This is a genomic window from Streptomyces sp. NPDC005898 (assembly GCF_040629635.1).
In the GTDB taxonomy this organism is placed as follows: Bacteria; Actinomycetota; Actinomycetes; order Streptomycetales; family Streptomycetaceae; genus Streptomyces.
Genome location: NZ_JBEXWC010000014.1, coordinates 157,684 through 173,197, shown reverse-complemented (window position 1 = coordinate 173,197; position 15,514 = coordinate 157,684). Strand labels below are relative to the sequence as shown.

Genomic DNA, 15,514 nt, shown 5'->3' with positions numbered 1-15,514 from the left:
GGAGGCGGGCCTCTCGTCGGCCCCGCTGCACCCGAGGGCGCCGTCGGCCGGCCACCCCGCGCCGGGCGGCGGCGGGTTCGTCCCGCGGTTCGCGCTGCTGCTGATCTGCGGCACGTACGTCATGGGCTCCGCGATCGGCTGGGGATCGCACCGACTCGCGCTGTTCATGGGCGACTTCGGGCTGAGCATCGCGGCGGCGGTCGCCGCCGTCTCCTGCTTCCGCTACTCCCGCACCCGCCGCAGCCGCTTCCGGCCCGCGTGGCTGCTCTTCGCCCTCTCCTCCGCGATGGCCTCCCTCGGCAACGCCGTCTGGGGCTGGTACGAGGTCGTGCTCCAGCGGAAGGTGCCGAGCCCCGGCCTCGCCGACCTGTTCTTCCTGTGCTTCGCCCCGCCCGCCATCATCGGCCTGCTCGTGCTGGCCAAGCGGCCGGTGACCAAGGCGGGCTGGGGCTGCCTCGCCCTCGACTCCTGGCTGATCGGGGGCTCGCTCCTCACGCTCTCCTGGAGCCTGGCCCTCGCGCACACCGCGCAGTTCGAGGGGCAGAGCGTCGCCCACGCCGCGCTCTCGCTCGCCTACCCGCTCCTGGACATCGCGCTGGTCAGCATGGTCCTGGCGCTGCACTTCAGGCGCTCGCCCGCCAACCGCACGGCGGTCAACACCGCGATCGGCGCGCTCGCCCTGACCGTCATGTGCGACGCGCTGTTCACCTCCCCGCTGCTGCACGCGAGCTACCGCTCGGGGCAGCTGCTGGACGCCGGCTGGTTCACCGGCTCGATCCTGCTCGCCTACGCCCCCTGGACCGCGCCCTGGCAGGCGCGCGGCGCGGACGGGCCGGATCCCGCGCGGGCGGGGGACGACGGCGGGCCCGAGGACGCGCGGACCGCGGCGACCCGGCCGATCGCGGGCTCGCTCGCCGCCCTCACGCCGTATCTCGCCGCCGCGGTCTGCACGTTGGGGATCCTCTACAACGTGCTGAGCGGGCGCAGTGTCGACCGCGTGGTGCTCTTCACGGCCGGCACCGTCGTGCTCGCCCTCGTCGCGCGCCAGGGCATCATGCTCCTGGACAACATCACCCTCACCCAGGAACTGGCCCAGAAGGAGAACCACTTCCGCTCCCTGGTCCAGGGCTCCAGCGACGTCATCATGATCGCCGCGCCGAACGGCATCCTGCGGTACGTGAGCCCGGCCGCCGCCGGGGTCTACGGCCGCGAGGCCGAAGAACTGGTGGGTTCCGAACTCGCCTCGCTCATACACCCCGAGGACCTCGGCAGAGTCGTCCACGAGGTCCGCAGGTTCCTCGCCGCCAACCCCGTCGAGGAACCCACCACCCGCATCGAGTGCCGCTTCCGGTCCGGGACCGGCGACTGGCTGAACGTGGAGTCCACCGTCAACCGCCACCACGGCGGTCTGATCTTCAACAGCCGCGACGTCACCGAACGGGTCCGCCTCCAGGCGCAGTTGCAGCACAACGCCGAGCACGACCCGCTCACCGACCTGCCCAACCGCGCCCTGTTCACCCGGCGCGTGAGCCAGGCCCTGACCGGCCGCAGAGTGACCGACCGGGGCACGGCCGTGCTCTTCATCGACCTGGACGGCTTCAAGGCGGTCAACGACACCATCGGCCACCAGGCCGGCGACGAACTGCTCGTCCAGGCCGCCCGCAGACTCCAGGAGGCGGTGCGCTCGGGCGACACCGCGTCCCGGCTCGGCGGCGACGAGTTCGCGGCCCTCATCGTCGGCGACGGCACCAGGGACCAGACCGCCAGGGAGCAGCACATCTACGAACTCGCCGACCGGCTGCGGATCACCCTCTCCCAGCCGTACGCCATCGACGGCAACGACGTGCGCGTCGCCGCCTCCATCGGCGTGGCCTTCGCCGAACCGGGCATCGGGGCGGGCGAGCTGCTGCGCAACGCCGACCTCGCGATGTACCGCGCCAAGGCGGCGGGCAAGGGGCGCGTGGAGCTGTACGCCCCCCAGATGCAGGCCGACGTCGTGCGCAAGGCACAGCTCGCCACTCGGCTGCGCTCGGCCATGCACGAGGGCGAGTTCGCGCTGCTCCACCAGCCCGTGGTCTGCCTCGACGACGGCCGGATCACGGCGGTCGCCGCACAGGCGCGCTGGCGCTCGGCCCAGGGCATCCTCTTCACGCCCGCCGAGTTCCTGCGGGTCTCGGAGAACGGCGGCAGGGACGCCGGGCACGGCAGGGAGGGCGACCGCGCGGCCGAGCTGGGCCGCTGGATGCTCGAAGAGGCCGTGGCCCAGGCCGCCGAGCGCGGCGCCACGGGCCACGCGGTGCCGGTGGCCGTCCGCATGAGCGCACGCCGCCTCCTGGACCGCTCCACGCCCCTCGGCTCCATCGAGGCGCTCCTGACCCGGCACGGGCTGCCCTCCGGGGCGCTCATCATCGAGCTGGCCGACAGCGACCCCCGGGTCCCCCTGGACGACCTGGAGCGCCGGCTGACGGCCCTGCGCAGACTCGGTGTCCGCATCGCCCTGGACGGCTTCGGCAGCGGCTACGCCGCGATCACGGCGCTGCGCCGGCTCCCCGTCGACGTACTGAAGCTGGACCGCGGCCTGATCGAGGGCGTCGTGGAGTCCGCGCGGCTGCACAAGATCACCGCCGGTCTGCTGCGCATCGCGAACGACCTCGGGCTGCTCTCCGTGGCCGACGGCGTCGACCTGCCCGAACAGGTGGTCGCCCTGCGCGCCATGGGCTGCACGCACGGGCAGGGCATGGCCTTCTCCGGGCCCCTCGACGAGTACCGGCTGCGCAGGGCCCTGACGCTCGGGGAGTACCCGGTGCCGCGCGGCCCGGCCGAGCCGGTGCTGGCGGGCGGCCCCTCGGGGGCGTTCGTGAGCGGTGTCCCGGGCGTATACGCCGGCGGGCCTCCGGGAGGGTTCGCCGGCGGCCCGGCGGGGCCCTACGCGGGCGGCGCGGCGGGCGCCTACGCCGGGGGACCCACGACGTTCACGGGCGGCCCCTCGGCCTACGCCCGTTCACATAATGAGACCCCCGTCCCACCTACTTGACACACCCTGCGTGCCGGGGGGAGGGTCAATGCCATGCGCACCCGAATTCTCGTACTTGGAAAGCGCGTCGGCTGAAGCTGGGAACGACCGGTTCGGACACCGGATCCCAGCGACCCGCACCCGGCGCGCTCCCCTCGCTTGCCTCACGGCACGAGGGGTTTTTTGTTGCACCGGCACCCGCCAAACCCCCGCGAAACACCCGCGAAAAACCTCAGCTTCGAGAAGAGAATGCCGATGACCGAGCAGGCCACCGGGGCCCACCACCCGCAGCCGCGGCCCCGATCCTCTGGACAGCAGTCCGCCACCGTCGAGCACGTCACGGGTGCGCAGTCCCTCATTCGTTCTCTTGAGGAGGTCGGGGCCGACACGGTGTTCGGCATCCCCGGCGGCGCCATCCTTCCGGCGTACGACCCGATGATGGACTCCACCCGGGTCCGGCACGTCCTGGTCCGCCACGAGCAGGGCGCGGGCCACGCGGCGACCGGTTACGCGCAGGCCACCGGCAAGGTCGGCGTCTGCATGGCCACGAGCGGCCCCGGCGCCACCAACCTCGTCACCCCGATCGCCGACGCCCACATGGACTCCGTCCCGCTGGTCGCGATCACCGGCCAGGTCGCCGCCAAGGCGATCGGCACGGACGCCTTCCAGGAGGCGGACATCGTCGGCATCACGATGCCGATCACCAAGCACAACTTCCTGGTCACCAAGGCCGAGGACATCCCGCGCACCATCGCCGAGGCCTTCCACATCGCCTCCACCGGCCGCCCGGGCCCCGTCCTCGTGGACATCGCCAAGGACGCCCTCCAGGCGCAGACGACGTTCTCGTGGCCGCCGCAGCAGGACCTGCCCGGCTACCGCCCGGTGACCAAGCCGCACGCCAAGCAGATCCGCGAGGCCGCCAAGCTCATCACCGCGGCCAAGCGCCCGGTCCTGTACGTCGGCGGCGGCGTCCTGAAGGCGCATGCCACCGCCGAGCTGAAGGTCCTCGCCGAGCTGACCGGAGCGCCCGTCACCACCACCCTGATGGCGCTCGGCGCGTTCCCCGACAGCCACCCGCTGCACGTGGGGATGCCGGGCATGCACGGTGCGGTCACCGCCGTCACCGCGCTGCAGAAGGCCGACCTGATCGTCGCCCTCGGAGCCCGCTTCGACGACCGCGTCACCGGCAAGCTGGACAGCTTCGCGCCGTTCGCGAAGATCGTCCACGCCGACATCGACCCGGCCGAGATCGGCAAGAACCGCGTCGCCGACGTGCCGATCGTCGGTGACGCCCGCGAGGTCATCGCCGACCTCGTCCAGGCGGTCCAGGCCGAGCACACCGAGGGCCACACGGGCGACTACTCCGCCTGGTGGAACGACCTCAACCGCTGGCGCGAGACCTACCCCCTCGGCTACACCGTGCCCGAGGACGGCTCGCTCTCCCCGCAGCAGGTCATCGAGCGCGTCGGCCAGCTCGCCCCGGAGGGCACGATCTTCGCGGCGGGCGTCGGCCAGCACCAGATGTGGGCCGCGCACTTCATCCAGTACGAGCAGCCCGCCACCTGGCTCAACTCCGGCGGCGCCGGGACCATGGGCTACGCGGTCCCCGCCGCGATGGGCGCCAAGGCCGGCATGCCCGACCGCACGGTCTGGGCGGTCGACGGCGACGGCTGCTTCCAGATGACCAATCAGGAGCTGACCACCTGCGCCCTGAACAACATCCCGATCAAGGTCGCCATCATCAACAACGGCGCCCTCGGGATGGTCCGCCAGTGGCAGACCCTGTTCTACAACCAGCGCTACTCCAACACCGTCCTGCACAGCGGTCCCGACGACATCGGCCCCAACAAGGGCACCCGCGTCCCCGACTTCGTGAAGCTGTCCGAGGCCATGGGCTGCGTGGCGCTGCGCTGCGAGCGGCCCGAGGACCTGGACAAGGTCATCGCCGAGGCCAACGCCATCAACGACCGCCCGGTCGTCGTCGACTTCATCGTCCACGAGGACGCCCAGGTGTGGCCGATGGTCGCCGCCGGCACCTCCAACGACGAGGTCATGGCCGCCCGCGGGGTCCGCCCCGACTTCGGCGACAACGAAGACGACTGAGACCGGACGCGAAAGAGAGACACACGAGTCATGTCCACCAAGCACACGCTCTCCGTCCTGGTCGAGAACAAGCCAGGTGTCCTCGCCCGGATCACCGCCCTGTTCTCCCGCCGCGGCTTCAACATCGACTCCCTCGCCGTGGGCGTCACCGAGCACCCCGACATCTCCCGCATCACCATCGTGGTGAACGTCGAGGACCTGCCGCTCGAACAGGTCACCAAGCAGCTCAACAAGCTCATCAACGTCCTGAAGATCGTCGAACTGGAGCCGGGCGCCGCCGTGGCGCGCGAACTCGTCCTCGCCAAGGTCCGCGCCGACAACGAGACCCGCTCCCAGATCGTCGAGATCGTCCAGCTGTTCCGCGCCAAGACCGTGGACGTCTCCCCGGAGGCCGTCACCATCGAGGCCACCGGCAGCAGCGACAAGCTGGAGGCCATGCTCAAGATGCTGGAGCCCTTCGGCATCAAGGAGCTGGTCCAGTCCGGCACCATCGCGATCGGCCGGGGCTCGCGCTCCATCACGGACCGCAGCCTGCGGGCGCTCGACCGCAGCGCCTGACCCGGGGCCCCGGCGCCCCTCTCGGATACCGAGACCCGAGAACTTCCCTCACCGCACCCGCCGTACGGTGGGACGCAACACCAGCACACATAGGAGATTCCCAGTGGCCGAGCTGTTCTACGACGACGACGCCGACCTGTCCATCATCCAGGGCCGCAAGGTCGCGGTCATCGGCTACGGCAGCCAGGGCCACGCCCACGCGCTGTCCCTGCGCGACTCGGGTGTCGACGTCCGCGTCGGTCTGCACGAGGGCTCCAAGTCCAAGGCCAAGGCCGAGGAGCAGGGCCTGCGCGTCGTCACCCCGGCCGAGGCCGCGGCCGAGGCCGACGTCATCATGATCCTGGTGCCGGACCCGATCCAGGCCCAGGTCTACGAGGAGTCCATCAAGGACAACCTCAAGGACGGCGACGCGCTGTTCTTCGGCCACGGCCTGAACATCCGCTTCGGCTTCATCAAGGTCCCCGAGGGCATCGACGTCTGCATGGTCGCCCCCAAGGGCCCCGGCCACCTGGTGCGCCGCCAGTACGAGGAGGGCCGCGGCGTCCCCTGTATCGCGGCCGTCGAGCAGGACGCCACGGGCAACGGCTTCCAGCTGGCGCTCTCGTACGCCAAGGCCATCGGCGGCACGCGCGCCGGCGTCATCAAGACGACCTTCACCGAGGAGACCGAGACCGACCTGTTCGGTGAGCAGGCCGTGCTGTGCGGCGGCACCGCCGCGCTGGTCAAGGCGGGCTTCGAGACGCTGACCGAGGCCGGTTACCAGCCGGAGATCGCCTACTTCGAGTGCCTGCACGAGCTGAAGCTGATCGTGGACCTCATGTACGAGGGCGGCCTGGAGAAGATGCGCTGGTCGGTCTCCGAGACCGCCGAGTGGGGCGACTACATCACCGGCCCGCGGATCATCACCGACGCCACCAAGGCCGAGATGAAGAAGGTCCTCGCGGAGATCCAGGACGGCACGTTCGCCAAGAACTGGATGGACGAGTACCACGGCGGTCTGAAGAAGTACGACGAGTACAAGAAGCAGGACGAGAACCACCTCCTGGAGACCACGGGCAAGGAGCTGCGCAAGCTCATGTCCTGGGTCGACGAGGAGGCCTAGTCAGCCCTGGGTCCGGGGCGCCCCCGCGGGGCCGCGCCCCGGACCCCGCTCCTCGAACGCCGGAGGGGCTTACCTTTAGTACACCGCGTCCACCCACGGATGGGTGATCCTTCCGCAGAGGCGCGTGCTGAACCCCTGTACGCCACTATGCTTCTGTTCAACATTCGCGTCGGGCCCACAGCGTCGTGCGTCTTCCACGCGGCAAGCACCCTCCACCGCCTGCGGCCGTGGGACGGCCGTCCGCAATGGATCTGTGAGGACTCACGTGAGCACTGCTGCCACCGGCAAACCCGTCGTACTCATCGCTGAAGAGCTGTCGCCCGCCACCGTCGACGCCCTGGGGCCGGACTTCGAGATCCGGCACTGCAACGGCGGGGACCGCGCCGAGCTGCTGCCCGCGATCGCCGACGTCGACGCGATCCTGGTCCGCTCCGCGACCAAGGTCGACGCCGAGGCCATCGCCGTCGCCAAGAAGCTGAAGGTCGTCGCCCGCGCCGGCGTCGGCCTGGACAACGTCGACGTGTCCGCCGCCACCAAGGCCGGCGTGATGGTCGTCAACGCCCCGACGTCGAACATCGTCACCGCCGCCGAGTTGGCCTGCGGCCTGCTCCTGGCCACCGCGCGCAACATCCCCCAGGCCAACACCGCCCTGAAGAACGGCGAGTGGAAGCGCTCCAAGTACACGGGCGTGGAGCTGGCCGAGAAGACCCTCGGCGTCGTCGGCCTCGGCCGCATCGGCGCCCTGGTCGCCCAGCGCATGAGCGCCTTCGGCATGAAGGTCGTCGCCTACGACCCGTACGTGCAGCCCGCGCGCGCCGCGCAGATGGGCGTGAAGGTCCTCTCGCTCGACGAGCTGCTCGAAGTCTCGGACTTCATCACCGTGCACCTGCCGAAGACGCCCGAGACCCTCGGTCTCATCGGTGACGAGGCGCTGCACAAGGTCAAGCCGACCGTCCGCATCGTCAACGCCGCCCGCGGCGGGATCGTCGACGAGGAGGCGCTGCACTCCGCCCTCAAGGAGGGCCGCGTCGCCGGCGCCGGTCTCGACGTGTACGCGAAGGAGCCCTGCACGGACTCCCCGCTCTTCCAGTTCGACCAGGTCGTGTGCACCCCGCACCTCGGCGCCTCCACGGACGAGGCGCAGGAGAAGGCGGGCATCGCCGTCGCCAAGTCGGTGCGCCTCGCGCTCGCCGGCGAGCTGGTGCCGGACGCGGTGAACGTCCAGGGCGGCGTCATCGCCGAGGACGTCCGCCCCGGCCTGCCGCTCGCCGAGAAGCTCGGCCGCATCTTCACCGCCCTCGCGGGTGAGGTCGCGGCCCGCCTCGACGTCGAGGTGTACGGCGAGATCACCCAGCACGACGTCAAGGTGCTCGAACTCTCCGCGCTCAAGGGCGTCTTCGAGGACGTCGTGGACGAGACGGTGAGCTATGTGAACGCGCCGCTGTTCGCGCAGGAGCGGGGTGTCGAGGTCCGCCTCACCACCAGCTCCGAGTCGCCCGACCACCGCAACGTGGTCACGGTGCGCGGCACGCTCTCCGACGGCGAGGAGATCGCCGTCTCCGGCACGCTGGCCGGCCCCAAGCACCTGCCGAAGATCGTCGCCGTCGGCGAGTACGACGTCGACCTGGCGCTCGCCGAGCACATGGTCGTCCTGCGGTACGCCGACCGCCCCGGCGTCGTCGGCACCGTCGGCCGCGTCCTCGGTGAGTCGGGCATCAACATCGCCGGCATGCAGGTCGCCCGCGCCGACGTCGGCGGCGAGGCCCTCGCCGTGCTGACCGTCGACGACACGGTTCCGCAGTCGGTCCTGACCGAGCTGGCCGAGGAGATCGGCGCGGAGTCCGCGCGCGCGGTGAACCTCACGGACTAGCCCCGGACCAGGGCCGCGGAGCCCCGCGCACAGCGTTCGTCCTCAGGCGCCGGACGGGCCGGAGATCTCTCCGACTCGTCCGGCGTTCCGCTGTTCCCGGGTGCCCGCCCCGCGCAGCGCTCCCGCCGCCACTGCCGCCGCCAGCAGGATCACCGTGCCGGTCAGCGCCGCGGCGTGCATGCCGGTGGTGAACGCCTCGCGCGCCGTCGCGAGAAGCGTGTCGGCCGCGCGGTCCGGCAGCTGCCTGGCGCTCGCCACCGCGCCGCCGAGCGTCTCGCGGGCGGGGGCGGGGGCGGAGCCCGGGATCGCGTCGCGGTAGACCGCGTTGCCGATGGAGCCGAGCAGCGCCATGCCCAGCGCGCCGCCGAACTCCTGCCCCGTCTCCAGGAGCGCCGAGGCGGAGCCCGCCTTCTCGGCCGGGGCGGCGCCGAGCGCCAGGTCGGTGAGCTGGGAGCCGACGACGACCGAGCCGCAGGCCAGGACGCCCGCACCGGCGAGGACCGGCCACAGCGCGTCGGTGCCGGCCAGGGCGAGCAGCCCGTAGCCGCCGGCGGCGACGGCGAAACCGGTGGCCACGACGTGGGCGCGGTCCACGCCGCGCCGCACCAGCGCGGTGGCGACGGGCGCCGCGAGGCCGATCGGCACCGAGGGCAGGAGCGCCCAGAGCGCGGCCTCCAGGGCGCTCTTGCCGAGGACGGACTGAAGGTACTGGGTGGTGAAGTACGCCGAGCCCATCACCGCCAGGGACGCGACGAGGTTCAGCGCGACGGCGGCGCCGAACGCGCGGCGCCGCCCCCGGAAGAGCTCCGGCGGGATCATCGGTGAGGCGGTGGTGCGCTGGCGGTGGACGAACACGGCGGCGAAGAGCAGACCCACGGCCACCGAGGCGACGTACTCGACGCGGACGCCCTCGGCGGGCAGTTCCTTCAGACCCCAGACCAGCGGCAGTACCGCGGCCATCGACAGCGGCACGCTCAGCAGGTCGAAGCGGCCCGGCGCCGGGTCCTTGGACTCCGGGACCAGCAGAGGCGCGAGGAGCAGGAGCAGGACCATCGCGGGCAGGTTGACCAGGAAGACCGAGCCCCACCAGAAGTGCTCGACGAGGACGCCGCTCAGCACCGAGCCGAGCGCGATGCCGGCGACCATGACACCGGTCCAGATGCCGATCGCCTGCGCCCGCTGACCCGCGTCACGGAACATCGTGCGCACCAGCGCCATGGTGGAGGGCATCAGGGTGGCGCCGCCGACGCCGAGGACGGCGCGGGCCGCGATCAGGGTCTCGGCGCTGCCGGCGTACGCGGCGACGAGCGAGGCGGCGCCAAAGGCCGCGGCGCCGAACAGCAGGAGCCGGCGGTGGCCGACGCGGTCACCGAGCGAGCCCATCGTCATCAGCAGTCCGGCGAGCACGAACGCGTAGATGTCGAAGATCCACAGCTGTTGGGTGCCGCTCGGGTCGAGGTCGGCGCTGATCTCCGGGATCGCGAAGTACAGGACGGAGACGTCCATGGAGACCAGCAGCAGCGGAAGCATCAGGACGGCGAGCGCGGTCCACTCCTTCCGGGTGGCACGGAGGGGAGCGGAGGCGGGCGGTTTCGTTGGCATGGCGGCGACTGTACGGACGTCTTATACGCCTGTCTAGTACGCATGTATAAATCGACCGTGTAAGTCGTCTGTGTAAGACGGTGGTATGGGACGGGCGTCTGGATCGGCGTAGGGTGCCCGCATGGGACACCGTGAAGATCTGCTCGAAGGGGCCAAGCGCTGCCTGCTGGAGAAGGGGTTCGCGCGGACGACCGCCCGCGACATCGTGAAGGAGTCGGGGACGAACCTGGGGTCCATCGGCTACCACTACGGGTCGAAGGACGCGCTGCTCGCCGAGGCCTACATCGCGCTCATCGAGCCGATGGGGGAGCATTTCGAGAGTCCGCGGGCCGCGGGCGCCGCCGGGCAGGGGGGCCTGGAGCGATTCCAGGAGGTCTGGGAGAACGTCATCCGCTCGATCCCCGAGGCGCGGCCCATCTGGATGATGACGTTGGAGGTCATCACGCAGGGCGAACGCCTCGCGGGGATCCGCGAGTTGCTGATCAAGGCGCAGAAGCAGGGGCGCAGCGGGCTCACGGCGCTCTTCACCGGCATCGAGGAGAGCGAGATCCCCGACGAGGTGCTGGAGAGCGAGGGCCGCCTCTACACCACGCTCCTCAACGGGCTCATGGTGCAGTGGCTCTTCGACCCGGAGTCGGCGACCACCGCCGGGCAGTTGACCGAGGGGCTGCGGCGCGTGATGGAGCGGGCGCGGGACGGGGCCTGAGAACGGGTGCGCGCACCCGGTGGCCGGCCCAGGTGGGCCGCGGGTGCGCGCGAGGGGATGTCGGGCGGGGGGCTACCAGTTGATGCAGGTGGCCGGGACGTAGCCCTTGATGTTGTAGTCGTTCGGCATGACGTACAGCCACTTGTTGCTGCTCTTGCCGCACAGGCGGTACGACTGGCCGGTGAAGGACTGGCCGTCGTTGCAGAGGAAGGCCTTGCGGCCCTTGTTCAGCTGGCCGACGGCGTGGCCGTTCACCTTCGGGGTGGTGCGGACCTTCACCGTCTCCTTGGCGGGGACGTTGGTGAGGCCGCGGGAGCAGTCCGGCCTCGTGGCGGCCGCGGCGGTGCCCGTGGTGAGGACGGTGCCGGAGAGCGCGACGGCGGATACGGCGACGGCCGAGGCCAACAGCCTGAGCTTCATGAGGTGTTCGTTCTCCCGTTCCAGGGGTGGGTGTTCGGACGGGGGAAACCGTACCCCTCCAAGATCACGGAAGCGGGTGTTCGTTACCCGGCACGGACAGTCGTGACGACTTCAAAACCATGTGCAGCAGCAGCCGGTCCTCGCCCTCGTCCAGGTCCAGGCCGGTGAGCTGCTCCACGCGCGAGAGGCGGTAGTAGAGGGTCTGGCGGTGGATGCCCAACTCCGCCGCCGTGCGCCCCGCCTGGCCCGCGCAGTCCAGGAACACCTCGGCGGTGCGGGCCAGTTCGCGGTGGGCGGGGGCCAGCAGCTGCCCGGCCACCGGATCGTGCGCCGCCTCCGGGGGCAGGGCCGTCAGAAGGCGGTAGGGGCCCACGTCCGACCAGTGCGCCACCGGCCCGAAGCGGTCCTCGGCGAGCGCGGCGCGCGCCGCGCCGGACGCCTCCCACCAGGCGGCGCCCAGGTCGTCCAGGCCGTGCCGGGAGCCGGCGATCCCGGCGGCGCCGCCCGCGGCGACCGAGCGCGCCGTCTCAAGCAGCCGCGAGGCCGCCGTCCGCGCCGGGGACAGCGCGTCGGCCGACCGCAGCCTGATCAGCGCCGCGAGACACTGCCCGGTCCTGCCCCAGGGCACCGTGCAGATTGCCGCCGCGCCCGGCACCGTACGGGCCTCAGGGGCGGCGTCCGGGTCGGGGGAGGGCCAGGGGGCCACGCACACCACCGCGTGCAGGCCCTCGCCGCGGGCGCCGAGGGCGGTGCGCAGCGCGGCCACCGCCATGTCCCGCTGCCAGCCCCGCTCGGCGGTCAGGACGGCGCGGAACTCGCGGGTCAGATCGGCGCCCGCCTGCGCCTCGTCGGCCAGCAGCGCGCCGATCCTGGCCGCCACCTCCATGGCGGCGGCCAGCTGCCGCTCGGTCGGGCCCGGCTCGCCGTCGAGCAGCCACACGTACCCCAGGGCGAAGCCCCGGTGGCGGACGGGCAGGCAGATCCGGCCCCGGTGGACACCCGCCTCCGGGGTGGGCGGGATCCGGACCGGGCCCGTGGCCCGGGTGATGCCGAAGCCCTCGAACCAGGCGCGGACCTCGGCGGTGGAGCGCCGCGTCAGGATCGAGCGGGTGCGCACGGGGTCCAGGACGCTCGCGTCGAAGCCGCTCTCCCCGTCGGCGCCGCCGTCGTGCGCGCCGAAGGCGATCAGCTCGAAATCACGGTTCTCCAGGGTCGCGGGGGCGCCCAGGAGCGCCGAGATCTCGTCGACCAGTTCTTGGTAGTCGCCCTTCACCCGATCATTCTCGCGCAGGGTGCGCGCTTTTTCAGACATCTGTCTGAGATCCAGGGCACCGATGCGTGACAGGTGTCGATGGTTCGGGGCGGGGCGGGTCCCTAGATTTCACGGTGGTTCACCGTGCCGTACCGCCGCATAACCTCTAGGTGGGGCTATGTCGGTATGGCTCTCGATTTCGTACACCTGTGGAGGTGCCCCGTGCTGGGTCCCGTGATCCTCGCCGCGTCACGCAGCGACAAGATGCGCCGCTTCGTCTCGGCGGCCCCCGGCACCAAGCAGGTCGTCGCCCGGTTCATCGCCGGCGAGAGCGTCGACGAGGTCGTGCCGGTCGTCGTCGACGCCACCGACAAGGGCCTCGAGGTCACCCTGGACGTGGTGGGCGAGGACATCACCACCGTCGAGCAGTCCCACGCCGCCCGCGACGCCTACCTGGAGCTGATCGAGCGCCTGAAGGACCTGGGCCTCGGCACCCGGGCCGAGATGTCCGTGAAGCTCTCCATGTTCGGCCAGGCGCTGGAGGGCGGCCACGAGCTGGCCCTCGCCAACGTCCGGCCCGTGGTCGAGGCCGCCGCCGCCATCGGCACCACGGTCACCCTGGACGCCGAGGACCACACCACCCTCGACTCGATGTTCGCCATCCACGACGCGCTGCGCGAGGACTTCCCGCAGACCGGCTGCGTGATCCAGGCCTACCTGTACCGCACCGAGGCCGACGCCCGGCGCCTGGCCGCCAACGGCAGCCGCGTGCGCATCGTGAAGGGCGCCTACAAGGAGCCCGCCGAGGTCGCGTACCAGGACAAGGCCGAGATCGACAAGGCGTACGTCCGCGTCCTGCGCATCCTCATGGAGGGCGAGGGGTACCCGATGATCGGGTCCCACGACCCGCGCCTGATCGCCATCGCGCAGGAGCTGGCCCGGCGCGCCGGGCGCAAACTGGACGAGTACGAATTCCAGATGCTGTACGGCATCCGCGGCGACGAGCACCTGCGGCTGGCCGCCGAGGGCCACCGGATGCGCGTGTACACCGCCTACGGAACCGACTGGTACGGCTACTTCATGCGCCGCCTCGCGGAGAAGCCGGCGAACCTCCTCTTCTTCGCCCGCTCCATCCTCACCAAGGACTGAACCCAGGGCTGAGCTCCCACCCCCTCGACCCTCATAAGGAGACACGGAACTCATGGACGCCGTCACTCAGGTCCCCGCCCCGGTCAACGAGCCGGTCCACGGCTACGCCCCCGGTTCCCCGGAGCGGGCCCGCCTGGAGGCCAAGCTCAAGGAGCTGGCCGAGAACCCCATCGAGCTGCCGATGACCATCGGCGGCGTCAAGCGCCTCGGCGGCGGCGAGCCCTTCCAGGTCGTGCAGCCGCACAACCACAAGGCCGTCATCGGCCACGGCCGCGGCGCCACCCAGCAGGACGCGCAGGACGCGATCGACGCCGCCCTGGCCGCCGCCCCGGCCTGGCGCGCGATGTCCTTCGACGACCGCGCCGCGATCATCCTGCGCGCCGCCGAGCTGCTCTCCACCACCTGGCGCGAGACGCTGGCCGCCTCCACGATGCTCGGCCAGTCGAAGACCGCCCAGCAGGCCGAGATCGACACCCCCTGCGAGCTGGTCGACTTCTGGCGCTTCAACGTCAAGTACGCCCGTGACCTGCTCGCCGAGCAGCCCCCGGCGAACGCCACCGGCGTCTGGAACCGCCTGGACCACCGCCCGCTGGAGGGCTTCGTCTACGCGATCACGCCGTTCAACTTCACCGCCATCGCGGGCAACCTCCCGACCGCCCCGGCCCTGATGGGCAACGTGGTCGTGTGGAAGCCGTCCCCGACGCAGACGCACGCCGCCGTGCTGCTCATGCAGCTCCTGGAGGAGGCGGGCCTGCCCAAGGGCGTCATCAACCTCGTCACCGGCGACGGCATCGCGGTCTCCGAGGTCGCCCTGCACCACCGCGACCTGGCCGGCATCCACTTCACCGGCTCGACCCCGACCTTCCAGCACCTGTGGAAGACGGTCGGCGAGAACATCGCGAAGTACCGCACCTACCCGCGCCTCGTCGGCGAGACCGGCGGCAAGGACTTCGTCGTCGCCCACCCGAGCGCCGACCGCGCGATCCTGAAGACCGCGCTGACCCGCGGCTCCTTCGAGTACCAGGGCCAGAAGTGCTCCGCCACCTCGCGCGCGTACATCCCGGCCTCCATCTGGAACTCCGGCTTCAAGGAGGAGTTCGCGGCCGAGGTCGACGGCATCAAGATGGGTGACGTCACCGACCTGTCGAACTTCATCGGCGCCGTCATCGACGAGCGCGCGTTCGCCAAGAACAAGGCGGCCATCGACCGCGCCAAGGCGGACGACGCCTGCACGATCGTCGCGGGCGGCACCTACGACGACTCGGTCGGCTACTTCGTGCGCCCGACCGTCGTCGAGTGCTCGGACCCGGCCAACGAGGTCTTCACGACCGAGTACTTCGGTCCGTTCCTCGCCGTGCACGTCTACGAGGATGACAAGTACGACGAGATGCTGACCCAGATGGAGTCGGTCTCGGACTACGCGCTCACCGGCTCGGTCATCGCCAACGACCGCGCGGCGGCCGCGTACACGATGGAGAAGCTGCGCTACGCCGCGGGCAACTTCTACATCAACGACAAGTCGACCGGCGCCGTCGTCGGCCAGCAGCCCTTCGGCGGCGGCCGCGCCTCCGGCACCAACGACAAGGCGGGCGCCCCGCAGAACCTCCAGCGGTGGACGCTGACCCGCGCCATCAAGGAGACGCTGGTCCCGCCGACCGAGTACGGCTACCCGCACATGGGCTGACGCCCCCGGGCCGTGCGGCCCACCCCTGAACCCCGCCTCCGACCCGGGCCCCACC

11 protein-coding genes are annotated in these 15,514 nt (G+C 71.2%); 8 read left to right on the top strand and 3 right to left on the bottom strand.

Annotation, left to right across the window (positions count from 1 at the left end; genetic code table 11):
* Positions 1–121 precede the first annotated feature (121 nt).
* The 5 genes from ABZ385_RS20480 to serA all read left to right on the top strand — a co-directional run bounded on the left by ABZ385_RS20480 (position 122) and on the right by serA (position 8,646).
* A complete protein-coding gene (locus ABZ385_RS20480; RefSeq protein ID WP_358912514.1) occupies positions 122–3,034 on the top strand; it encodes an EAL domain-containing protein in 2,913 nt (970 codons plus the stop codon).
* A gap of 234 nt (positions 3,035–3,268) precedes the next feature.
* Positions 3,269–5,116, top strand: coding sequence for an acetolactate synthase large subunit (locus ABZ385_RS20475; protein ID WP_358579429.1), 1,848 nt, complete (start codon positions 3,269–3,271; stop codon positions 5,114–5,116).
* A 30-nt stretch (positions 5,117–5,146) separates the two neighbouring features.
* Positions 5,147–5,674, top strand: coding sequence for an acetolactate synthase small subunit (gene ilvN / locus ABZ385_RS20470; RefSeq protein ID WP_358579431.1), 528 nt, complete (start codon positions 5,147–5,149; stop codon positions 5,672–5,674).
* 103 nt (positions 5,675–5,777) lie between these two features.
* Positions 5,778–6,776, top strand: a complete 999-nt coding sequence (ilvC, locus tag ABZ385_RS20465) for a ketol-acid reductoisomerase (protein WP_358579433.1) — start codon at positions 5,778–5,780, stop codon at positions 6,774–6,776.
* 265 nt (positions 6,777–7,041) lie between these two features.
* Positions 7,042–8,646, top strand: coding sequence for a phosphoglycerate dehydrogenase (serA, locus tag ABZ385_RS20460; RefSeq protein WP_358579435.1), 1,605 nt, complete (start codon positions 7,042–7,044; stop codon positions 8,644–8,646).
* Positions 8,647–8,688: 42 nt separating this feature from the next.
* Here serA and ABZ385_RS20455 read toward each other — a convergent pair whose 3' ends face one another.
* Entirely contained in the window at positions 8,689–10,248 is a 1,560-nt protein-coding gene (locus tag ABZ385_RS20455; RefSeq protein ID WP_358912497.1) for an MFS transporter, read from the bottom strand.
* Between the two features lie 121 nt (positions 10,249–10,369).
* Between ABZ385_RS20455 and ABZ385_RS20450 the strand changes: the two genes are divergently transcribed.
* The gene (locus tag ABZ385_RS20450) at positions 10,370–10,954 is read left to right on the top strand and encodes a helix-turn-helix domain-containing protein (RefSeq protein ID WP_358912495.1); all 585 of its coding nucleotides are present in this window, start codon (positions 10,370–10,372) and stop codon (positions 10,952–10,954) included.
* 72 nt (positions 10,955–11,026) lie between these two features.
* Here the strand turns inward: ABZ385_RS20450 and ABZ385_RS20445 are convergent, their stop codons facing one another.
* Both ABZ385_RS20445 and ABZ385_RS20440 read right to left on the bottom strand, forming a co-directional pair.
* On the bottom strand, positions 11,027–11,374 hold the full coding sequence (locus ABZ385_RS20445) for a hypothetical protein (protein WP_358912493.1): 348 nt from the start codon (positions 11,372–11,374) through the stop codon (positions 11,027–11,029).
* 64 nt (positions 11,375–11,438) lie between these two features.
* Entirely contained in the window at positions 11,439–12,686 is a 1,248-nt protein-coding gene (locus ABZ385_RS20440; RefSeq protein ID WP_358579445.1) for a helix-turn-helix domain-containing protein, read from the bottom strand.
* Between the two features lie 162 nt (positions 12,687–12,848).
* Between ABZ385_RS20440 and ABZ385_RS20435 the strand changes: the two genes are divergently transcribed.
* Entirely contained in the window at positions 12,849–13,775 is a 927-nt protein-coding gene (locus ABZ385_RS20435; protein ID WP_358699945.1) for a proline dehydrogenase family protein, read from the top strand.
* A gap of 52 nt (positions 13,776–13,827) precedes the next feature.
* The gene (gene pruA / locus ABZ385_RS20430) at positions 13,828–15,459 is read left to right on the top strand and encodes an L-glutamate gamma-semialdehyde dehydrogenase (protein ID WP_358579449.1); all 1,632 of its coding nucleotides are present in this window, start codon (positions 13,828–13,830) and stop codon (positions 15,457–15,459) included.
* The last annotated feature ends 55 nt before the right edge of the window (positions 15,460–15,514 follow it).